Source organism: Streptomyces sp. NPDC001980, assembly GCF_040296885.1.
In the GTDB taxonomy this organism is placed as follows: domain Bacteria; phylum Actinomycetota; class Actinomycetes; order Streptomycetales; family Streptomycetaceae; genus Streptomyces.
Map to the genome: position 1 here is coordinate 213,066 of NZ_JBEOYD010000013.1, position 20,844 is coordinate 233,909.

The following is a 20,844-nucleotide window of genomic DNA, read 5'->3' on the forward strand; positions in this document are numbered from 1 at the left end:
GGGCCATGATCTACACACGGCGCGTATACACGCGACGTATACACCGTGTGTAGAGTCCTCTCCATGTCCATCGGTCACACCCTCCTGGGGCTCCTGGAGTCCGGCCCGCGCCATGGTTACGACCTGAAGCGGGCCTTCGACGAGAAGTTCGGTCACGACCGGCCGCTCCACTACGGCCAGGTCTATTCGACGATGTCCCGGCTGCTGAAGAACGGGCTCGTGGAAGTCGACGGCATCGAGGCCGGCGGCGGACCCGAGCGGAAGCGGTACGCCATCACCGACGCCGGGGTCACCGACGTCGAGCAGTGGCTGGCGACACCCGAGAAGCCGGCGGAGTACCTCCAGTCGACCCTGTACACCAAGGTCGTGCTCGCGCTGCTGACGCACCGGAACGCCGGCGACATCCTCGACAGCCAGCGCTCCGAGCACCTGCGCAGCATGCGCATCCTCACCGACCGCAAGCGCCACGGCGACCTCGCGGACCAGCTCGTCTGCGACCACGCCCTGTTCCACCTGGAGGCGGACCTGCGCTGGCTGGAACTGACCGCGGCCCGGCTCGACAAGCTCCGTGCGGAGGTGACCAAGTGAACGCCCCCGCTGGTTCGCTGCTCGCGGCCGAGGCTCTCCGCAAGGCGTACGGCCCGACCGTCGCCCTCGACGGGGCCGAGTTCTCCATACACCCGGGCGAGGTGGTCGCCGTGATGGGGCCGTCCGGCTCCGGGAAGTCGACCCTGCTGCACTGTCTCGCCGGCATCGTGCCGCCCGACTCGGGCTCGATCGTCTACGCCGGGCGCGAGATGGCGACCATGAACGACGCCGAACGCAGCGCGCTGCGGCGCAGCGAGTTCGGGTTCGTCTTCCAGTTCGGCCAGCTGGTGCCCGAGCTGACCTGCGTGGAGAACGTCGCGCTGCCGCTGCGGCTGAACGGCACCTCCCGCAAGGAGGCCGAACGGGCCGCGCTGGGCTGGATGGAGAAGCTGGAGGTCGACGACCTCGCGAAGAAGCGGCCCGGTGAGGTCTCCGGCGGTCAGGGGCAGCGGGTCGCGGTGGCCCGCTCGCTGGTGACCGGGCCGCGGGTGCTGTTCGCGGACGAGCCGACCGGCGCGCTCGACTCGCTCAACGGCGAGCGGGTGATGGAGCTGCTGACGGACGCCGCCCGCTCCACCAACGCGGCCGTCGTCCTCGTCACCCACGAGGCGCGGGTGGCCGCCTACTCCGACCGCGAGATCGTCGTACGGGACGGGAAGTCCCGGGACATGGAGCGGGCGGTATGAACGTCCGGCAGTGGTCCAGGGATCTGGCCATGGGGGTCCGGTTCGCCTTCGGGGGCGGCCGCGAGGGCTGGTTCCGGGCCGGGATGACGGCGGTCGGCGTGGGCCTGGGGGTGGCGCTGCTGCTGCTCACCACGGCCATCCCGAGCGCGCTGGCCGTACGCCACCAGCGCGACGTGGCACGGGCGGACTACACGTACGTCTTCGGCCACCCCTTGAAGCCCGGCGAGAAGACATTCGTCATCGCGGACATCGAAACCCCCTACCGCGGCGACGACATCCGCGGCCGGATGATCCAGCGGGAGGGCGCGAAGGCGCCGGTGCCGCCAGGGCTCACCGAGTACCCGGCGCCCGGCGAGATGGCCGTCTCGCCCGCGCTGAAGCGGCTGCTCGACTCCCCCGACGGGGCCCTCCTGCGGGCCCGGCTGCCGTACCGGATCACCGCCACCATCGCGGAGAGCGGGCTGACCGGCTCCCAGGAACTCGCCTACTACGCGGGCTCCGACGACCTCGCCGCCCACATCCACCCGCCGGACGTGGCCCGGATCGACCACTTCGGCAGCCCCCGGTCGCCGGACGAGGAGTCCGACCCGGTCCTCACCCTGCTCGTCCTCCTGGTGTTCGTGGTGCTGCTGATGCCGGTCGCCGTGTTCGTCGCGGCCGCGGTCCGCTTCGGCGGCGAGCGTCGCGACCGGCGGCTGGCCGCGCTGCGGCTGATCGGCTCCGACGGCCGGATGGTACGGCGGATCGCGGCCGGCGAGGCGATGGCGGGCGCACTGCTCGGACTCGTCCTCGGCGCCGGTTTCTTCCTCATCGGCCGTCAGCTCGCGGGAAACGTCGACGTGTTCGGCACCAGCGTCTTCCCGAGCTACCTCAACCCCTCCCCCGTGCTGGCCCTGCTGGTGGCGGTCACCGTCCCGGCGGCGGCCGTGCTGGTGACCCTGTTCGCGCTGCGCGGGGTGGTCATCGAGCCGCTCGGCGTGGTGCGTACGGCGAAGCCCGCGCGCCGCCGGCTGTGGTGGCGGCTGCTGCTCCCGGTGGCCGGTCTGGCGGCGCTCTACCCGATGATCGGGCAGGGCCGGGGCGAGGGCGACTTCAACCAGTACCTGGTGACCGGCGGCGTCCTGCTGCTCCTGGTCGGCATCACGGCGCTGCTGCCGTGGGTCGTGGAGACGGTCGTCGGCCGGCTCGGCCGGGGCGCGGTGGCCTGGCAACTGGCGGTCCGGCGACTGCAGTTGAGCAGCGGTACGGCGGCCCGCCTGGTCAACGGCATCGCGGTGGCGGTGGCCGGTGCCATCGCGCTCCAGATGGTCTTCGCCGGCGTCGAGGCCGACTACACCAAGGTGACCGCCAACGACCTCAACCGCGCGCAGATGTCGGTCCAGGTACCGGACGGCGTCCCGGTGCCCGAGGTCGCCGGGGCCATGGCAGGCACCAAGGGCGTGCGGAAGGTGGTCTCGATCGCCGACGGCCAGGTCGGCGACCTGAAGAAGGACCCGGGCCAGACCGCCCAGGTGAGCGTGGGCAGTTGCGCCTCGCTGCGGGAGGTCGCCACCCTGCCGTCCTGCCACGACGGCGACGCCTTCTTGGTGAAGGGGTCCGACAGCGACTCCGAGACCACGAAGCTGCTGGCGGCCGGGGAGAAGCACGGCCGGACGCTGTACCTCAATCCCTCCTACACCGGCGACGACGAAGGCTCCCCGAGCCGCTGGACGGTACCGGCGGGGCTGAAGCAGGCGACGACCCGCGAGGACCCCACCGGCTACAAGCGCGGCGGTTTCCTGCTCACCCCGGGCGCGCTGCCGGCCGGCGCCAGCACGGCGGTGCAGGGCGTGGTCTATCTGTCCATCGACTCCGGGGTGCGCAACGCCCACGAGTATGTGATCAACACGGCGGTCCGGATCGACCCGCTGATGCACGCGGAGACGCTGACCTCGACCGAGCGGGACGGCCAGTTCAACTCGATCCGCACGGGGCTGTTCGTCGGCGCCGCCGCCGTACTGGCGCTGATCGGCGCGAGCCTGCTGGTCGGCCAGCTGGAGCAGCTGCGCGAGCGCAAGAAGCTGCTGTCGGCCCTGGTCGCCTTCGGCACCCGGCGCCGCACGCTGAGCCTGTCGGTGCTGTGGCAGACGGCGATCCCGGTCGGACTCGGCCTGCTGCTGGCCGGCGTGGTGGGGCTGACGCTGGGCACGGTGCTGCTGAAGATGGTCGGCTCCACGGTGCGCGTGGACTGGCCGGGCGTGCTGGCGATGACCGGCTTCGGCGCGGCGGTCGTCCTGGCGGTGACCCTGCTCAGCCTGCCGCCCCTGCTGCGGCTGATGCGCCCGGACGGCCTGCGCACCGAATAGCCGGCGTCAGGAACCGGCGCCGAGGACCCGGACGGGCAGCGGCCGCAGCGCCTCGCGCAACGCGGCCGCCAGCTCCCGGTACTCGGCGCCGCGCGCCGCCCCGGCGCGCATCGCGAGGGCGACCCGGCGGCTCGGCGCGGGTTCCGCGAAGGAACCGGTGAGCAACTGCTCGCTGCGGCTGGTCTCGACCTTGACGGCGGTGTGCGGCAGCAGGGTGCAGCCGAGCCCGCCGGCGACCAGCTGGACGAGGGTGGCGAGCCCGGCGGCCGTGGTGGTCACCGCGACGTCCTCCCGCCCCGCCTCCCGGCAGATGTCCAGGGCCTGGTCGCGCAGGCAGTGGCCCTCGTCCAGGAGCAGCAGGTTCAGCTCCTTGAGCGCCTCGCGGGCGATGCCGGTGCGGCCGCCGAGCGGATGCCCGAGCGGCGTGACGAGCACGAAGTCCTCGTCGAACAGCGGGAGTTCGACGACCCCGGGGATGCCCAGGGGGACCGCGAGCAGCAGCAGGTCGAGCCGGCCGGCGGCGAGCCCGTCCAGGAGGCTGGCGGTCTGCTCCTCGTGGACCTGGAGGTCGAGGTCCGGATAGCGGTCGTGGACCAGTCCGAGGACCGTGGGCAGCAGATACGGCGCGACGGTGGGGATCACCCCGAGCCGCAGCGCGCCGGTGAACGGCGCCCGCACCGCCTCCGCCTCCGCCAGCAGCGCCTGCACCTCGTCCAGCACCGCCTTCGCCCGTACCGCGAGCCGCGCGCCGGCGGGCGACAGCAGCACCTTGCGGGTGGTCCGTTCGAGCAGCGTGACGCCGAGCGTCTCCTCAAGCACCGCGACGGCCCCCGACAGCGCGGGCTGACTCATGCCTATCGCGGCGGCCGCGTCCCGGAAGTGCAGGTGCTCGGCGACGGCGGCGAAGGCACGCAACTGCGCGAGACTGGGCTGCCGCCGCTTGCCCCCGACACCGGTACCGGCCCCGATACCGATACCGGCCCCGACGCCGGCACCACTCCCCAGGGGATTACCCAGAGCCACTAATAGCCACCTCCGATCAACCCGACCGAGTGTAGCTATTTCAGGAATCAATGCACCGTGTGCCACGATCGGCGGCGTCCAACCCATCGGAGCCGGCCCCGCGATCCGGGGTGGCTCCGCGCTGCAAGGAGAGCGTGTGCTCACTGTCGGTGACAAGTTCCCCGAGTTCGAACTGACCGCCTGCGTCTCGCTGGAGAAGGGCAAGGAGTTCGAGACGATCACCCACAAGACCTACCAGGGTTGGAAGGTGGTCTTCGCGTGGCCCAAGGACTTCACCTTCGTGTGCCCCACCGAGATCGCCGCGTTCGGCAAGCTGAACGAGGAGTTCGCCGACCGCGACGCGCAGATCCTCGGCTTCTCCGGTGACTCCGAGTTCGTCCACCACGCCTGGCGCAAGGACCACGACGACCTGCGCGAGCTGCCGTTCCCGATGATGGCCGACTCGAAGCACGAGCTGATGCGCGACCTCGGCATCGAGGGCGAGGACGGCTTCGCCAAGCGCGCGGTCTTCATCGTCGACCAGAACGACGAGATCCAGTTCTCCATGGTGACCGCGGGCTCGGTGGGCCGTAACCCCAAGGAGGTCCTGCGGGTCCTGGACGCCCTCCAGACCGACGAGCTCTGCCCGTGCAACTGGACCAAGGGCGAGGACACCCTCGACCCGGTCGCGCTCCTGGCGGGTGAGTGACCCCGTGTCCCTCGACGCCCTCAAGTCCCGTGTCCCGGACTACGCCAAGGACCTGAAGCTCAACCTGGGTTCGGTCATCGGCAACTCGGAGCTGCCCGCGCAGCAGCTGTGGGGCACGGTCCTGGCGACCGCCATCGCCGCCCGCTCCCCGATCGTGCTGCGCGAGCTGGCACCGGAGGCGAAGGCGAACCTCACGCCCGAGGCGTACACGGCGGCCAAGGCCGCGGCCGCGGTGATGGCGATGAACAACGTCTTCTACCGCACCCGCCACCTGCTCTCCGACCACGAGTACGGCACCCTGCGCGCGGGCCTGCGGATGAACGTCATCGGCAACCCCGGCGTCGACAAGGTCGACTTCGAGCTGTGGTCGTTCGCGGTGTCCGCGGTCAACGGCTGCGGGATGTGCCTGGACTCCCACGAGCAGGTGCTGCGCAAGGCCGGGGTCGGCCGCGAGGTGATCCAGGAGGCGTTCAAGATCGCCTCGGTGGTCCAGGCGGTGGGCTCCGCCCTGGAAGCCGAAGTCGTGCTGGCCGAGTTCGAGTAGGCGCCCTCGGTGGACCCCGCTCACCTCTTGTGGGCGGGGTCTTCCGCGTTCCTGGGGGCTGCGCCCACAGACCCTCCTTCGGCGTGGACGGCCTCGTCCTCGAACTCCCCCAGAGGGGGTGCCCCCAGAGGGGGTGCCCCCAGACGGGCTGAAGAAGGTGGCTGATCGCCGTCGTCAGGCGCGGGAGGGGCTGCTTCGGATGGCTGATCGCCGTCCTCGGGCTCGGTGTCCGGGTACCGCTCGCGCGAGTACTGGTGCAGGTAACTGACCACCGTGTTCGTCACCGCCACCAGCGGAACGGCCACCACCGCGCCGCCCAGCCCGGCCACCAGGCTGCCGGCCGTGACCGAGAGGACCACGGCGAGGGGGTGGACGCGGACCGCCCGGCCCAGGATGAACGGCTGCAGGATGTGGCCCTCGATCTGCTGGACCGCGAGGACGACGGCCAGGGTCATGACCGCCGTGAAGACGCCCTGGGTGACCAGTGCCACGATCACCGCCAGCGCGCCGGAGGCGACGGCGCCCACGAGCGGGATGAACGAGAACAGGAAGATGAAGACGGCCAGCGGCACGGCCATCGGGACATCCAGGAAGTAGATGCCGATCCCGATGAAGATGGCGTCGATGAGGGCGACCAGGACCGTGCCCCGGACGTAGGCGGTGAGCGTGCGCCAGGCGCGCGGGCCGGCGCCGGCCACGCCCTCGCGGGCGGCGGCGGGGACCAGCTTGAGGAACCACCGCCAGATGCGGTCGCCGTCGTAGAGCAGGAAGAGCGTGGAGAAGAAGACCAGCAGGAGACCGGTCAGGGCCTCCACCACGACCTGGACGCCTTCCAGGCCGAACGACGTGATCTGGTCGGTGTTGGCGCCGATCGCCTCGCGGAGGTTCTTGGCGATCTGGTTGATCTGTTTGTCGGTGACGTGGAACGGGCTCTTGAGCAGCCAGTTGCGCAGATCGTCGATGCCGTTCTGGATCTGGTCGGAGAGCGTGTCGATGTTCTCCATGACCTGCCAGGTCACGAACCAGCCCATCAGGCCGATCACGACGAAGCCGGAGATGGCGGTGAGCGCGGTGGCGGGACCGCGCGGTACGCCGTAGCGGCGCAGCCGGGCGACGGTGGGCTGCAGCAGGGCGGTGATGAGCAGGGCGACGACGAAGGCGAACACCACCAGCTGCACGGAGCTGATGACCCGCATCAGGATCCAGACCGCGCCGGCCAGCACCAGCAGCCGCCAGCCGGCCTCGGCGGCGACCCGCACGCCCCAGGGGATGGCCGTCACCGGGTCGGGACGCGGCACCGGCTTCCGGACGGGCGCGGGGGCCGGTGGGTCCGGGGCCGGGGCGGGTGCCGGAACGGGTACGGCCGGAGCGGGCGGCTCCGGCTCGGCGTGCTCCCGCTCCACCTCGGCCCGGCGCTCGTCCAACCGCTCGCCCATCTCGGTCAGTCCGGCCCCGATACGGCCGAGCCACTCAGGCACGCGCGACATGATCCGCCCTCTCCCCACCACTCCCCCCTGGAGTCGTCCGCAACGACCGTACAGGGCAACAGCCCCTCCCCTTAGGACGGGGAGGGGCTGTTGAAGGTTGAGAGAGGCCCGCTTCAGCGCCCCGCAAGGGGCGCTGGGGGTACCCCCGGCCGAAGGCTGGGGGAGGAACTGCGCGACCAGCCACAGGCGGCCGAGAGCCGACAACGAACCGCAACCGGTGTTTGTCGGCGAACCCCGGCGGAACGCCTAATACCAGTGGTTCGCCTGCCAGAACGACCACGCCTCACACGGGCTGCCGTACCGGGAGTTCATGTAGTTGAGGCCCCACTTGATCTGCGTGGCCGGGTTGGTCTGCCAGTCGGCGCCCACGGAGGACATCTTGGAGCCGGGCAGGGCCTGGAAGAGACCGTAGGCGCCGGAGGAGGCGTTGACCGCCTGGTAGTTCCAGCTGGACTCGTGGTCCACGATGTTGCTGAAGCACTGGTACTGGCCGCTGGCCACCATCTGCTGCGCCATCGCCTGGATCTGCGCCACGGTGTACGAGCTCTGGACCGGGAAGCTGGACGAGGACACGGAGGACCGGCTGGCCGCTTCCTTCGCCTCGGCGCGCTCCTTGGCCTCCTTGGCCGCCTTCTCCGCCTCGGCCTTCTTGGCCTCTGCGGTCTTGGCCGCGGCCACGCGGGCGGCCTGCTCGGCGTCCTTCTTGGCGGACGCGTCCGCCTGGATCGCCACGGCGTCGGCCTGCTGCGTCAGGGACGCGGTCTGCACCTGGGCCTGCTGACCCGCGGGCAGGTCGGCGAGGAGCGTGGTGTCGGCTGCCGTCGCCTCGGCGTCGTTGTTGGGCTGGGCGACGCTGCCCGAGGCAACGCCTACGACGCTTCCGACGGCGGTGACCGCGGTGGCCGAGGCCACTGCGAATCCCCGGACCGAGATCCGGCTCACACGGTTTCCTTCCAGCATCGCCCGCTTCGGTGACCCTGGCGGACGCAATCTTGCCCCTGACACTGGTCTCCTCACTACTGGGTCACGGGAGACACGGGCCCGGTGGGCAACTCCCCGGAGGGAGCGCCGCGTGGTGCTCGGGCGGCATACGACGTCGCTATGGAATTAGCAGTGGTGCTTCTGTTGTTCCGTACCGCTGGGGGTACGGGTGTGTCGTATGCGGGGCCTGACAGGAGTGAGACTCTGCCGTAACCCGACGCCGGGTGGCAATTCAGAGTTGCGTGTGAAAGCTCACATCCGGTTTCTCCCAGGGGGTTTCAGGAAACCGCCACGCACGAAGGCGCCGCCCGGCTAGGCTCGGGGCCTTTGCCGGACGGCGCCAACGAGTGGGTCTTCAGCCCAAGTTGGACACAGGGATCAGATGGTTCAGATGTGCCCGTCCTCCAGCATTTCGGTCACAAGGGCGGCGATCTGGGACCTCTCGGACCGGGTGAGGGTGACATGCGCGAAAAGCGGATGCCCCTTCAGCTTCTCCACGACGGCGACCACACCGTCGTAACGCCCCACCCGCAGATTGTCCCTTTGCGCCACATCGTGGGTCAGAACGACCCGCGAATTCGCGCCGATCCGGGACAGAACGGTCAGCAGGACGTTCCGTTCCAGCGACTGGGCCTCGTCCACGATCACGAACGCGTCGTGCAGGGAGCGGCCGCGGATGTGGGTGAGCGGCAGCACCTCCAGCATCCCGCGGGCGGTGACCTCCTCGATGACCTCGCGGCTGGTGACCGCCGAGAGGGTGTCGAAGACCGCCTGCGCCCAGGGGCTCATCTTCTCCGCCTCGGAGCCCGGCAGATAGCCCAGCTCCTGCCCGCCGACCGCGTACAGCGGACGGAAGACCATCACCTTCTGGTGCTGGCGGCGCTCCAGCACCGCCTCCAGGCCCGCACACAGCGCCAGCGCGCTCTTGCCGGTGCCGGCCCGGCCGCCCATCGACACGATCCCGACGTCCGGGTCGAGCAGCAGGTCCAGCGCGATGCGCTGCTCGGCGCTGCGGCCCTTGATGCCGAACGCCTCACGGTCGCCGCGCACCAGGCGGATGTTGCCCTCCGCGGTCACCCGGCCGAGCGCCTTGCCGCGCTCCGACTGGATGGTCAGGCCGGTGTGCACGGGGAGGTCGGAGGCCTCCGGTACGTACACGTGCCCTTCCTCGAAGAGGATGTCCACCTGCTCGCCGGGCAGGGTCAGTTCGGACATTCCGGTCCAGCCGGAGGAGTCCGTGATGGCGAGTTCGGCGCGGTACTCCTCGGCGAGGAGACCGACCGACGACGCCTTGATCCTGAGCGGCAGGTCCTTCGAGACGACGGTGACGTCGTAACCCTCGGCCTGCAGGTTGCGGGCCACCGCGAGGATGCGGGAGTCGTTGTCCCCCAGGCGGTAGCCGCTCGGCAGCACGCTGGGGTCCGAGTGATTGAGCTCGACACGAATGGTGCCGCCGAGGTCCCCGATCGGGATGGGGGCATCGAGGCGGCCGTGCCGGACCCGGTAGTCGTCGAGCAGGCGCAGCGCCTGCCGGGCGAAGTAACCGAGTTCGGGATGGTGCCGCTTGGCCTCCAGTTCCGTGACCACGACGATCGGGAGCACTACCTCGTGCTCCTCGAAGCGGGCCATGGCGTTCGGGTCGGCCAGCAGGACGCTGGTGTCGAGAACATAGGTGCGCCGGTCGGACTTGCGGCGCGTTGTGCTGGTCACCACGGAAGGACGTACCCCCTCGGATGAGGTCGGGGAGCGACGAAGGCAGAGCTGGGCCGGGAGGGCGGGAAAAACCCGACCGGTTGACGGCCACCCTGCACGGGCCGAAAACCGGCCCCCCGCTGCTTCTTCCGTGCCGTGACCGCACGGTCGGGCTGGTGCAAAGGGCCTCCCGGGCGGACGGCCCCGAGCCGCCCGCTGAGATCCGACGCCCGGGGTTCGGGCGTCGACCTGTCTGGCTTATGCCCTCGAACATGCGCCGCCATGCCACGGTCCGCAACGACGCGCAGGTGAACTCCGTGTTACTCGCGCCCCAATATGGGTGATTTACGCCTCATGAGTGGCGTGCGGTCATCCACCGTGACGACGTGGTCATCCAGCGTGGCGGCGGTGGCGGGGGTCGTATGCCGTGTTGACGTCCGCCGTCACGATGACGTCACCCGCCGTAGCGGCGGTGCCGGGCCGCGTAGTCGCGCATGGCGCGCAGGAAGTCGACCTTGCGGAACGCGGGCCAGAAGACCTCGCAGAAGTAGTACTCGGAGTGGGCGGTCTGCCAGAGCATGAATCCGGACAGCCGCTGCTCGCCACTGGTGCGGATCACCAGGTCCGGGTACGGCTGGGCGCCGGTGTAAAGGTGACGGCCGATCATGTCGACGTCGACGGAGTCGGCGAGGTCCTCCATCGCGACGCCCTTGTCGTGGGCGTCCAGGATCATCGAGCGGACGGCGTCGGCGATCTCCTGGCGGCCGCCGTAGCCGATGGCGACGTTCACCAGTATTCCGTCGACGTGCGCGGTGGCCTCCTCGGCCTCCTTCAGCGCGGTCTGCATCGGGGCGGGCAGCAGGTCGGGGGTGCCGACGTGGTGGACGCGCCAGCGGCCGTCGGCGGCGAGGGTGCGGACCACGTCCTCGATGATGCCGAGGAGCGGGACCAGTTCTTCCTTGGCGCGGTCGAAGTTGTCGGTCGACAGCAGCCACAGGGTGACGACCTCGACGTCGGTCTCGGAGCACCAGCCGAGGAACTCCTCGATCTTCTCCGCGCCGGCGCGGTGACCGTGCACCGTGCTGGATCCCGCGGCCTTCGCCCAGCGTCGGTTGCCATCCATGATGACGCCGATGTGCTTGGGCACCTGAGCGTGGTCCAGGTGGCCTTCCACCCGGCGTGCGTAGAGCCTGACGAGCAGGCCGCGCAGCTTGTCGCGCAGGTTCACTTGAAGTCCGCCCCTCGTGAATCGGATGCGGGAGTCCGCCCGCCGAAGCCTACTCCTCCGGGGGTTGAGCCGGTTGACGCCCTGGAGGGTGGGGGGTTGAGGTTGTTTGAGCGACCGCGGGTGGGTCGTGGCGGGTCGCGCAGTTCCTCCCAGCCTTCGGCCGGGGGTACCCCCAGCGCCCCTTTGGGGCGCGCCTCTGAGGCAGGTTGAAAAGCGGGGGAAAAAAACGGGCCGGTCCGTGGGGGGGAGACGGACCGGCCCGAGGGGGGGGTTCCACCATAACCCTTCGTAAGTGATGCTGCGCGCATCAGCGCGCATCAACTACTCTCCGGAGTCGCCCGGCGACGCCCCGGTGGGCCTGAAACGCTGGATTCGGGAGTCCCGGATGGCCGATTCACAGCGGAATCCCAGGAAAAGTAGCCGCTTACGGGGAGATCAAGAGGGTTTGGGCCGTCTTGTGGATGCCTCGGCGAGTTGTTCGCCCGTCCCCCCGATGGGCTACCCCGGGTGCGAACGGTGGCTTGACGGGAGCGAGCGGGGCGATACGGCACCGCGCAGCCCCCTCCACTGCGCGGTACCGCCCGCGCAGCTTTGCTCACGCGAATTGCCTTGGTCTGAACTTACGTGAGCCGATTGGGTGATACGAAGCAAAAGAGGTAACGATGTGAGAACGCTGTGAAAATGGGAGATGAACGAAAGGGTCCACCCTTCACTTATGCGTAGATGCGCGACCTAGCTCACGAGTTGCCCGCATTGATCGCTCACGTACCGCAATGCCCCATCTTGATCGTTTCGCTTCCCGCGCGGTCGCGTGACCGTCCGGGAACCGGGGCGGCGGTTCTTGGCCATTCTTCGCCGCCTGGCATTCCAAGGCCGGTGGATCACGGCCGGCGGGCCGGTCTGCGCGCGTCGAAGAGGTGCCGGGAGCTGTGCGCGACGAAGGGCCCCTCCGCCTCGATCCGCCGGTGCAGGGCACGGAGTTGGGGCTCGTACGCCTCGACCGTGAAGCCCGGGACCATCCACACGACCTTCCGCAGGAAGTACACGACGGCCGCGATGTCGTGGAACTCCATCCGCAGCCGCTCCGCCCGCAGACCGGCCACCTCGAGCCCGGCCGCCTCCGCCGCGGCGCGCTCGGCGTCGGGGTGGCGGCCGCCGCGGACGGCCTCCGGCTGCGGGCCGAGGAAGAACTCGACGAGCTCGAAGACGCTGGCGGGCCCGACGTGCTGCGCGAAGTACGTGCCACCAGGCCGCAGCACACGCGCGATCTGGGCCCAGTGCGCCCGCACCGGGTGCCTGCTGAGCACCAGGTCGAAGGTCTCGTCGGCGAACGGCAGCGGGGCGTCCTCGGGCGAGGCGACGACCACCACACCGCAGGCGCCCAGCAGCGCGCTCGCCTTCGGGACGTTCGGCGGCCAGCCCTCGGTGGCGGCGAGCAGCCCGGGCCGGTCCGGGGCCGCCGTGCCGAGGGCGAAGTCGAACACCTCGCCGCCGCCGGTCTGGATGTCGAGCGCCGCCGTGGCGCGGGCCAGCCGCCCGCCGGCCGCACGGGCATACCCCCAGGAGGGGCGCGCCTCGGTGGCCCGCCCCTCGAACCAGGAGAAGTCCCACCCCTCGGTCGGCACGGCGGCGCCCTCGGCGACGAGGTCCTCGAAGGTGCGGTGCGTCCGCTGCAGCTCTGCCATGGCCGCAGCATCGCAGCGGACTGTCGGTGCCCGCTGCTAATTTCTCCCGCCATGACGACCGACAGCACGTACACCGCCGGCGAGAAGGAAATCCTGCACGCGAGCCTGGACCGGCACCGGGACGCGGTCCTGTGGAAACTGCAGGGCCTGGACGACGAACGGATGCGGCGCCCGATGACGCCGTCGGGCACGAGCCTGCTGGGGCTGGTGAAGCACTTGGCGTCGGTGGAGTACGGCTGGTTCGTCTCGGCCTTCGGCGCCGAGGTCGAGCCGCTGTGGTTCGACCCCTACACCGACGACGACCTGTCCGTCGGTCCCGGTGAGACCACCCAGCAGATCGTCGACTTCTACGGCCGTGCGCGCGCCGCGGCCGACGCGGTGATCACCGGACGCCCGCTGGACGCGCTGGGCCGCCCGGACTGGCGGGACCACGCCGTCTCGCTCCGCTGGGTCCTCGTCCACATGATCGAGGAGACGGCGCGGCACGCCGGGCACATGGACATCGTGCGGGAGCTGATCGACGGGGCGACGGGGGACCATCCGCGCGTCACGGGCACGGCCTGACGGGACCCTAGGCGGCGCGCCGCGAGGGCATCAAGGAGCCCCCGTGGCGTGGTCGCGCAGGACCAGCAGCACAAATCCCTCGTCCACGGGGTGCTCCGCGTCCTCGTACGGCACGAAGCCGTTCTTCTCCAGCAGCCGTACGGAGGCGGTGTTCTCGGCGAAGGGGTCGGCGAACAGGGGCCGTACGGTCTCCTCCTGGAGGAAGAGGGCGAGGGCGCGGCTGCCGACGCCTCTCCCCCAGTAGGCCCGCCCGAGCCAGTACCCGGTGAACCGGCGCTCGCCCTCCCACCAGGCGACGATGTTCCCCGCGACCTCCCCGTCCGCGACGACGGTCCGCACCAGGCCGCTCGGATCCCCGAGCACCCGCTCTCTCCAGTGCCGGAGGAAGGCCTCCCGCGGCCGGGGCGTGAACCTCGACCGCCGGACGGCTTCCGCGTCGTGCTCATAGGCAAGGAAGATTTCCAGGTCGTCGTCCCGGACGGGCCGCAGTCGAACGTCGTTGGTCGTCATACCGGCGAGTGTGGCACCCGCCACTGACAACGCCGGGCGGTCGGCTCCCGGCCGCCCGCTACGGCACCAGCGGCCGGACCTCCTCCGCGGTGAACCGTACGAAGCCCTCGGGGTCGGGCTCGTCCGCCGTCGGCTGGAGGATGACGGTGTCGGCGCCGGCCTCCACGAGCCGCTGCACGGCCTTGCCGACGGCACCCGCGTCGCCGGCGACACCGAGGTCGGGGACGGACTCCAGCCCCTCCGCGACGAGTTCGGCACGGAGCCGGGCGGGGCCGTCGGGCCCGGTGGCGGTCAGCAGATACACGACGACCCTGTGCGGCTCCGCCGCGCCGCGTCCCGCGGCCAGCCGCCCCTCCTCGATGAGCCGCAGGGCCCGGCGCACCCCGTCGGGTGAGGTGGCGGCGGTGAGAACGGTCCCGTCGGCGGCGGCACCGGACAGGCGGAGGGTACGGGGCCCTTCGGCGCCGGCGAGGACCTCGACCGGGCCGGCGGGCGGCCAGTCGAGCGCGACGCCGTCGAGCCGGACGTACCGCCCGCCGACGGTGACCTGCTCCCCGCGCAACAGCGCGCGCAGCGCGTCGAGATGCTCGCGCAGCAGGGTCAGCGGGGACTCCGCGCGGGCGCCGACCTGACCCATCCAGTCCTGCACACCGTGCCCTACACCGACGATCGCGCGCCCAGGGAACATCCGGTGCAGCGCGGCGACCTCCATCGCGGTGACGGCAACATTCCGCAACGGCACCGGCAACAGCCCGACCCCGATCCGCACCCGCTCCGACCACGCGAGCGCGGCCGCCGCCGCGGAGATCCCACCCTCCCGAAAACAGTCCTCCCACAACCACAACTCCTCAAGCCCCACCCCCTCAGCAACACGAACCACGTCCCGCAGCCGCTCGGGGGGTAGCTGGGGACGGAAGACTGCGCCGAGTGAGGTCATGGGGGAGGTATTACCCGGGGACCGAGTCCGTAACAACCGAATTGCGTTCCGGGAGGCAAGGCATCGGTGTCACGGGCCGACCGAGCCGACGTCCGGTACACGGACCCCGGCCCGGCGGGCGAGTTCCAGTGCCTCGGGGCCGGCTCCATGGGTGTCGGCGGGGAGGCCAGGGCTGTAACTCGGGCGCTGATGGATGACGTAAAGGCGGCGAGGCCCTGGTGCCGCGAGCACTGCGGCGAAGCGGGGATCACCCGCGAACCAGATCTCCCGTACCTGTGCCTTCCGTTCGGCTTTGGCACGCTTGCCGAGGCGTCCACCCCACCAGATGGAGCGCACGTGCGAGTGCAACACCATCGTCACCTGCTGGTCCGGCACCTCTGGGTTGGGGAAGTTCAGCCAGGCGTAGCCATTGCGGACACCGGGGATGTTGCCGATCCCACTCTCCGGAGATTCGTACATCTGCCAGGGGTACTGACGCAGGATGAGCCGCGCGCGAAAGGCTCCCCTCCAATGGGCCCACTGGAGAAATGTCCGGTAGAACGCGTAGGCCATCGGGACGAAGAAGAGCCACAGAGTCCAGGTGATCGACATGCTCACGTACCACGCCAGCAATGCCACCCAGGCGGCGGGCCAGAGGACCTGGCCGAGGGCGGCACAGATCAACAACTTCGTCCAGGCCCGGCGGGTCGCCTGATCGTCCCAGGCCGTTGGATGGGTGGGCGGCGGCATGTCAGTCCTTGCCGGGTACGTCATCGGCTACATCCGGGAGGGGGTTCTCGAAACTGACCGTACTGGCGACGTCCTTGAGCAGGGCACGGTAGTGCCTCGCTCGTGTGACGGATGCTGTTGCGAGCGAGACAATGGCGACACGCCGACCGTCGGGACATGGCACGTAGACGGTGACCTGGAGCAGTTCGCACGGGGCACCGCGGTTCACTTCCGGTGGCACGGTCGTGCGTGTCTGCACGAGAGCGGCAGAGCCGCACGGCAGGTCCAGCATCTCGATGTGCTCGGCATTCTCCGCGCCGGCCGCTGCGCGGGCCGCGAGTACGCTGCGCGGAGCCCAGTCGGTGGCCCGCCGGGCAAGCGTGAAGAGCGACAGCAGCGGACTGCCGCCTCCCTCGTCATCTGCATGCAGACCAAGGCAGCAGTGCACCGTTCCGGCTTCGAGGAGCAGTTGGGCCAGTCGGAGCACCGGACCGTGTCCGGCCAACAGCTCCGCCGCCTCTGCCGGTTCGCGCCCTGCGCTCGTCAGATCCTGCAAGGGAAACGGGACGAACCCGGGAGGCAACGCGAACCAGATGTCGACATCCACGTTCCTGGCCGAGGCATCGATCACGCAGGGAGCGCCGTTCACGAGGCTTCACCTGCGCCACGCAAGAGGAAGTGAAGGGCGCCCATGGTCGCTGGGACGTCGATGCCCAGGGTTCTGGGTCCGTCGAGGAGGTTGCCGACCGTCCTGGCCGCATCGCTGTCCAGGGTGTCGGCAAAGCTGCTTGTCACGCCATAGACGGCTGTGCCGGCCCCCAAGATCGTCGCGGGTTTGTCGATCTTCTCCACGATCGGCGCCAGCCTGCCTCCGAACACCCGTGAATGGGCCAGGAAGCTGGCCGCCCCGCCCGCAGCCTCGGCCTCGGACTTGATCGAGGAGCCGACGGACTTCAGGGAGGTTCCGGCATTGGCTCCGGCTCTCGCCAGCCTCTGCCCGAGGGTCAGCACCTCATCACCCGTTGCCACGAGCGAAAGCAGTTCGCCCGACTCCCCCACCGAGCGCAGTCCGAGGTAACTGCCCTTGGCCACGGCCCCCAACCCCGGCAGCATCCCCAGGAAGTCCCCCGCGACGCCCAGCAGGTTGCCCCAGAAATCGACGTCCAGCTCGCCCTTGGTGAAGCCGTCCTCCAGCGATGACAGGACTTCGGGGTCGCTGACCCGCAGGCCGAAGGCCATTCCGCTGAGCAGGCCCGCCGCCAGGAACAGCATCCAGGGGGCGACGGCCGTGAGGCCGAGCAGTGCGATCACGCCCAGCACGGCGGCGCACGCGCTGAGGATGTCGGAGAGGTTGTCACCCAGCCAGTCGGTGAACTTGTCCCACGCGTTCGGCTCGTGCGGCGCCAGCCTGTGCGTGGCGTCGCAGATGTGCCGGGCCCGCCTGCGCGCGGTCTCCTCGTGCTCGCCGGCGAGGGAGCGGGCGCGCTTGAGTACGTCGTCCAGGTCTCCCTGCGCCGCCGTGACCTTGTTGTTCGCCCTGTGCAGGGCCGAGTCGCCCTTGCCCGCGGTCCGTTCGGTCTCGTCCGCGTGCCCCCGGGCCCGTTGCAGCGCCTCGCGGGCGTCCTTGGCCTCGCCGTCGAGCTTCTTCGCGCGCCGCTGGAACTCCTCCAGCTCCATACCCCAGAGATCCAGTTGCCTGGCCGCCTTGTCGACGGAGTGGGTGCCGTTCTTCAGGTTGAGCGGCAGCGGGCCGCCCTCCAGTTGCGCACGGAAGGCGACGGCCGCGTCTCCCTCCCAGTAGCTGCCGTTCATCAGCTTCGTGACCTTGGAGTGCGCCCTCTCCATCTCCTTGGCGCAGTCGGACAGCTTGCGGTGGATGTCCCGCACCAGGTCGGTGCTGCCGGGCGCCGGGTCGAAGCCGAGATGGGGGTAGGGGCTCGCGGCGGTCACTTGCCCCCGCCCCTGCTCCGCGCCTTCTCCAGTGCCTTCTCCAGGGCCACGTCCACCTCGTGGAAGTCGTCCTTCGCCTTCTTCGTGAGGTCCGTGAGCTCCCCGATCTGCTCGGCGATCTCCTTCGCCCCGTAGCGCCACTCCTCCTGGAACCGGTCACAGGCCTTGTCCAGGTCGTCCGTACCGAGGCCGTCGGCGCCAGGGGCGCACAACGCCTTCTGCAAGCCGGTGAACGACTCCTGCGCCTTCTTCAAATCCCTGAAGAACCTGTCCAGTTCGGTGCTGTCGATCTTCAGCCGGTCAGCCATGTGCATGCCTCGTCACGTGGGTCCGCGTGTCGGAGGAGCCGGGGGCGGCCGGAAGCGGGGCCGCTGAGGTGGTGAGCGCGGCCGAGGGGAGCCGGGCAGGGCGGTTCACTGGGGGACTCCAGGTGGGGCTAGAGGTCTCTTGACCCACTCAACGATCTCCGCGTGCTCGGGTGACACGTATTCGGGCTCCGGACAGGACCTGCCGCCCGCGTTGTGGATACGGTCGGTGCGAGCACCTGGGGTGAAGCCATGGAAGGGGTCGGGTGTGGGGCGCTGGCGGGACGGGCGGGGGACGTTGCTCGTGCACGGGGATGGGGGCCGGGTGGCCGCCGTTCCGCTGGAGATCGCCACGTCCTATCGCGCCCGCACCAAAGGGCTGTTGGGGCGCGATGGCCTGGACGGCGCGATCCTGCTCTCCCCCGCCAACGGGATCCACACCTTCCGGATGCGGATGGCGATCGACGTCGCCTACCTGGACCGCCGGCTGAACGTCATCGCCGTGCGGACGATGCCGCCGGGCCGCCTCGGCCGGCCTCGGCTCCGCTCCCGGCATGTGCTGGAGGCGGAGGCAGGGGCCATGGCCGAGTGGGGGGTGAGGACAGGCGCGCGGGTGACGGTCGAGGCGGAGTAGGGCTTGCCGGCCCGCGCTCCAGGAACTGTCACCACAACCTCGGTCCTCCGTCAGCGGTTCAGGTCCATGACCCCGACTCCCAGGCCTGCGCAGGCCTCTGGCGCGACCGTCGGGGAGCATGGGGTTCGGCCGCGCGACATGCACGGCAGCCGCAACGCCGAAGCCGACGTCGACCCGGCACCCACAGGCGCACGTCATCACGTGCCACCGCCGCGTGGATGAGTCCGGAGACCTGCTTGTCAGCTCTCCGTCCGCGGGAACGTGACCTCCACCCGGCGGTTCTTCTTCCTTCCCTCCTCCGTCGAGTTGTCCGCGATCGGGTACTGCTCGCCGTAGCCGCGTACGTCGAAGGTGATGTTCGGGTCGTTCAGGTCCTGGTCCAGGACGCCCTGTACGGCGTTGGCGCGCTGGCGGGAGAGGACGTCTCCGTGGGCCGAGGTGCCCAGGTTGTCGGTGAAGCCGAAGACGCGGACCTGGGTGGGGTTCTGCTTCCTGATCTCGTCGGCGATCGCCCCGATCCGCGCCTTCGCCGCCGCGCTGAGCTTCGCGCTGTCCTTGCTGAACAGCACCTCGGCCTGGAGGGCGAACGTCACGTCCGCGTTGGTGTCCTCACGCCGTTCGTCACCGCTCTGGTCCTCCACGACCGACTTGATGTCCAGCACCTTGGGGTCGGCCAGGGTGGCACCCTCGGGGAGTTTCAGGTCGGGGTCGGTGGGGTCGATCTTCACGGGGGCGCCGGCGGAGGGTTCCGTGCCCGGGGGGACGCTCGGGTCACCGCCGTCGGCACGGGCGGTCGTCGCGCCGTAGAGATTCGCGACGAGAAGGAGCGTCGCGGCGCCCAAGGTCAGGGGGAGGCGTGGAGTGGTCACTTCGGCCTCACCCGGAGATCTTGATGGTGCCGCTGGAGAAGGTGGGGAGTTGGAGGGTGACTTCGGTGGTGTCGGCCGGTGGGGCGGGGAACTGCATGAAGACGGGGATGGTCTGGCCGGAGTCCACATTCGTGATGCCGGTGCTGGTGAGCGGCCGGCCGTCCGTGTCTCGGAGGACGTAGTAGCGCTTCTTGCCCTTGGAGTCCACCAAGGTGGCCCCGCCGAGAGAGAAGCCGTGTTTGGTGATCTCCGTTTCGTCACCGCTGACCTGAGCGGGGATGACAACCGAGTTGGCACCATCGTTCTTGATGTCCCCGTTGACGGTGACGAAGCCACCCGAGTCCCGCTGAACAGAGGTGATCTGCAGGAGCAGGCCGTCTGTTCCCTTGAGTTCGGCCAACGGCGTCTCGGACTGGCCTTCCTGAGCGCTCGGGTTCGATCCGCTGCCCTTCGAGGCGGAAGCCGACGCCTGGGGCTTGTCCGCCTTGTCGTCACCCCCACCACCGCAGCCGGTTGCCACGGCCAGACCGGCCGCGACCAGCAACGCGACCGTCCCCCTGCGAGCCATCGCAGTGAACCGAATGCTCATCGCACCGCTTCCTTCTTCACTCGTCGATTCGCTTGTCAGTCGGCCAGGTGGACGTCGAAGAGGTCCTCGGGGCCCGGGAGATCCGTGAGATCGCCCGGATCCAGGGTCCAGTTCCGGTCCTTGCAGGTGAGTTCGGGCAGTACGCCACCCGCACCGGACAGCGTGAACGTGCAGAGCGGGTCGATGACGGCCGTGGCGTGTGCCGTGGACTGTATGTTCTCGGTTCCGGGCACGACGGAGTCGCCGACGGTCTTGTTCGTCTTGGCGTCAACCTTGTAACTCAGAGGCGGCTCAGCAACGCAATGTGCCGTCGCGTCGTTCTGAGCCGCCAGTTGGTCGGCGCGCCAGCAGGAATCGGCGACGTTCACGTTGCCGTCGAAGACGTCCTGCCACTTGGTCGGGTCGAGTACGTCCTGCACCCACTGGTCCGTAAGCTCGTCGCGCGTGTTCATGGCCGCGGCGAGCGCCGCCGCGTCGGCGGCCGTCTGGGCACCGTTCCGGTTCACCGCGGCCTGGCCGACCGCGAGGTACGCGAGCGCGAGAAAGAGCAGGCCTCCCACTACGGTGATGTAGATAGGGAAGGCCTGCCCCGAGTCGCCGTAACGGCGAACAGGCATCACGTGATCTTGTTGATCTCCGCAGTGATTTTGGTGAGGATCGTCTGACCGATGCTGGTACCGGTGACCGCCAGCACGATCGCCACCACCACCGCGATGATCCCCAGATACTCGACCGCGGTCTGACCCCGGTCGTCGGCACGGCGCTGCATTGCGACAAGCATCCTCAGCATCAGGTCGCTCATGGTGCTCCCCTCCGGGTTCGGTTCCGATC

Annotated in this window: 23 protein-coding genes; 7 read left to right on the plus strand and 16 right to left on the minus strand. The window is 69.9% G+C overall.

The window, feature by feature from the left end; translation table 11 throughout:
* Positions 1-63 precede the first annotated feature (63 nt).
* From ABT137_RS21935 to ABT137_RS21945, 3 genes are read left to right on the plus strand one after another with little or no spacing between them, the layout of a single operon-like run.
* Positions 64-588, plus strand: a complete 525-nt coding sequence (locus ABT137_RS21935; protein ID WP_351711298.1) for a PadR family transcriptional regulator — start codon at positions 64-66, stop codon at positions 586-588.
* Positions 585-1,274 (plus strand): ABC transporter ATP-binding protein, encoded by a 690-nt coding sequence (locus tag ABT137_RS21940; RefSeq protein WP_351711300.1) that lies wholly within the window; start codon positions 585-587, stop codon positions 1,272-1,274. The genes ABT137_RS21935 and ABT137_RS21940 overlap by 4 nt, the downstream gene beginning before the upstream one ends.
* Positions 1,271-3,619: an ABC transporter permease gene (locus ABT137_RS21945; protein ID WP_351711302.1), complete on the plus strand. Its 2,349-nt coding sequence runs from the start codon at positions 1,271-1,273 to the stop codon at positions 3,617-3,619. Before ABT137_RS21940 ends, ABT137_RS21945 begins: the two co-directional genes overlap by 4 nt.
* Positions 3,620-3,625: 6 nt before the next feature.
* Here ABT137_RS21945 and ABT137_RS21950 read toward each other — a convergent pair whose 3' ends face one another.
* Entirely contained in the window at positions 3,626-4,588 is a 963-nt protein-coding gene (locus ABT137_RS21950) for a LysR substrate-binding domain-containing protein (RefSeq protein ID WP_351711375.1), read from the minus strand.
* Between the two features lie 190 nt (positions 4,589-4,778).
* On the opposite strand from ABT137_RS21950, the gene ABT137_RS21955 reads away from it, so the two are divergent.
* Together ABT137_RS21955 and ABT137_RS21960 are read left to right on the plus strand one after the other, a co-directional pair.
* A complete protein-coding gene (locus ABT137_RS21955) occupies positions 4,779-5,330 on the plus strand; it encodes a peroxiredoxin (protein WP_351711304.1) in 552 nt (183 codons plus the stop codon).
* A 4-nt stretch (positions 5,331-5,334) separates the two neighbouring features.
* Positions 5,335-5,874, plus strand: a complete 540-nt coding sequence (locus ABT137_RS21960; protein ID WP_351711377.1) for an alkyl hydroperoxide reductase — start codon at positions 5,335-5,337, stop codon at positions 5,872-5,874.
* 20 nt (positions 5,875-5,894) lie between these two features.
* Here ABT137_RS21960 and ABT137_RS21965 read toward each other — a convergent pair whose 3' ends face one another.
* The 5 genes from ABT137_RS21965 to ABT137_RS21985 all read right to left on the minus strand — a co-directional run bounded on the left by ABT137_RS21965 (position 5,895) and on the right by ABT137_RS21985 (position 12,947).
* A complete protein-coding gene (locus tag ABT137_RS21965; protein WP_351711305.1) occupies positions 5,895-7,361 on the minus strand; it encodes an AI-2E family transporter in 1,467 nt (488 codons plus the stop codon).
* 246 nt (positions 7,362-7,607) lie between these two features.
* Positions 7,608-8,303 (minus strand): aggregation-promoting factor C-terminal-like domain-containing protein, encoded by a 696-nt coding sequence (locus ABT137_RS21970; protein WP_351711307.1) that lies wholly within the window; start codon positions 8,301-8,303, stop codon positions 7,608-7,610.
* A gap of 426 nt (positions 8,304-8,729) precedes the next feature.
* Positions 8,730-10,055 (minus strand): RNA 5'-3' helicase PhoH2, encoded by a 1,326-nt coding sequence (phoH2, locus tag ABT137_RS21975; protein ID WP_351711309.1) that lies wholly within the window; start codon positions 10,053-10,055, stop codon positions 8,730-8,732.
* 433 nt (positions 10,056-10,488) lie between these two features.
* Positions 10,489-11,262 (minus strand): isoprenyl transferase, encoded by a 774-nt coding sequence (locus tag ABT137_RS21980; RefSeq protein ID WP_351711311.1) that lies wholly within the window; start codon positions 11,260-11,262, stop codon positions 10,489-10,491.
* Positions 11,263-12,143: 881 nt separating this feature from the next.
* Positions 12,144-12,947: a methyltransferase domain-containing protein gene (locus ABT137_RS21985; protein WP_351711313.1), complete on the minus strand. Its 804-nt coding sequence runs from the start codon at positions 12,945-12,947 to the stop codon at positions 12,144-12,146.
* 51 nt (positions 12,948-12,998) lie between these two features.
* Here ABT137_RS21985 and ABT137_RS21990 point away from each other — a divergent pair, with 51 nt between their 5' ends.
* Positions 12,999-13,511 carry a DinB family protein gene (locus ABT137_RS21990; RefSeq protein ID WP_351711315.1) on the plus strand — a complete coding sequence of 171 codons (513 nt, stop codon included), beginning with the start codon at positions 12,999-13,001 and terminating at the stop codon, positions 13,509-13,511.
* Between the two features lie 30 nt (positions 13,512-13,541).
* Here the strand turns inward: ABT137_RS21990 and ABT137_RS21995 are convergent, their stop codons facing one another.
* From ABT137_RS21995 to ABT137_RS22020, 6 genes are all read right to left on the minus strand, one after another.
* Positions 13,542-14,021 carry a GNAT family N-acetyltransferase gene (locus ABT137_RS21995; protein WP_351711317.1) on the minus strand — a complete coding sequence of 160 codons (480 nt, stop codon included), beginning with the start codon at positions 14,019-14,021 and terminating at the stop codon, positions 13,542-13,544.
* Positions 14,022-14,079: 58 nt separating this feature from the next.
* Complete coding sequence (locus ABT137_RS22000) at positions 14,080-14,958, minus strand: LLM class flavin-dependent oxidoreductase (protein ID WP_351711319.1); 879 nt, start codon at positions 14,956-14,958, stop codon at positions 14,080-14,082.
* A gap of 69 nt (positions 14,959-15,027) precedes the next feature.
* A complete protein-coding gene (locus ABT137_RS22005) occupies positions 15,028-15,687 on the minus strand; it encodes a hypothetical protein (protein ID WP_351711321.1) in 660 nt (219 codons plus the stop codon).
* A 1-nt stretch (position 15,688) separates the two neighbouring features.
* The gene (locus ABT137_RS22010) at positions 15,689-16,315 is read right to left on the minus strand and encodes a hypothetical protein (RefSeq protein ID WP_351711323.1); all 627 of its coding nucleotides are present in this window, start codon (positions 16,313-16,315) and stop codon (positions 15,689-15,691) included.
* On the minus strand, positions 16,312-17,616 hold the full coding sequence (locus ABT137_RS22015; RefSeq protein WP_351711325.1) for a hypothetical protein: 1,305 nt from the start codon (positions 17,614-17,616) through the stop codon (positions 16,312-16,314). The genes ABT137_RS22010 and ABT137_RS22015 overlap by 4 nt, the downstream gene beginning before the upstream one ends.
* Positions 17,613-17,924, minus strand: a complete 312-nt coding sequence (locus tag ABT137_RS22020) for a DUF6317 family protein (RefSeq protein WP_351711327.1) — start codon at positions 17,922-17,924, stop codon at positions 17,613-17,615. The genes ABT137_RS22015 and ABT137_RS22020 overlap by 4 nt, the downstream gene beginning before the upstream one ends.
* A gap of 265 nt (positions 17,925-18,189) precedes the next feature.
* Here ABT137_RS22020 and ABT137_RS22025 point away from each other — a divergent pair, with 265 nt between their 5' ends.
* Positions 18,190-18,555, plus strand: a complete 366-nt coding sequence (locus ABT137_RS22025) for a DUF192 domain-containing protein (RefSeq protein WP_351711329.1) — start codon at positions 18,190-18,192, stop codon at positions 18,553-18,555.
* Between the two features lie 239 nt (positions 18,556-18,794).
* Here ABT137_RS22025 and ABT137_RS22030 read toward each other — a convergent pair whose 3' ends face one another.
* Genes ABT137_RS22030 through ABT137_RS22045 form a run of 4 tightly spaced genes read right to left on the minus strand, consistent with a single transcriptional unit; the run spans position 18,795 to position 20,815 of the window.
* Positions 18,795-19,424, minus strand: a complete 630-nt coding sequence (locus tag ABT137_RS22030; RefSeq protein ID WP_351711331.1) for an OmpA family protein — start codon at positions 19,422-19,424, stop codon at positions 18,795-18,797.
* Between the two features lie 7 nt (positions 19,425-19,431).
* The gene (locus ABT137_RS22035) at positions 19,432-20,013 is read right to left on the minus strand and encodes a hypothetical protein (RefSeq protein ID WP_351711333.1); all 582 of its coding nucleotides are present in this window, start codon (positions 20,011-20,013) and stop codon (positions 19,432-19,434) included.
* 35 nt (positions 20,014-20,048) lie between these two features.
* On the minus strand, positions 20,049-20,630 hold the full coding sequence (locus ABT137_RS22040; RefSeq protein WP_351711335.1) for a pilus assembly protein TadG-related protein: 582 nt from the start codon (positions 20,628-20,630) through the stop codon (positions 20,049-20,051).
* Positions 20,630-20,815, minus strand: a complete 186-nt coding sequence (locus ABT137_RS22045; protein ID WP_217551317.1) for a hypothetical protein — start codon at positions 20,813-20,815, stop codon at positions 20,630-20,632. Before ABT137_RS22045 ends, ABT137_RS22040 begins: the two co-directional genes overlap by 1 nt.
* Between the last annotated feature and the right edge of the window lie 29 nt (positions 20,816-20,844).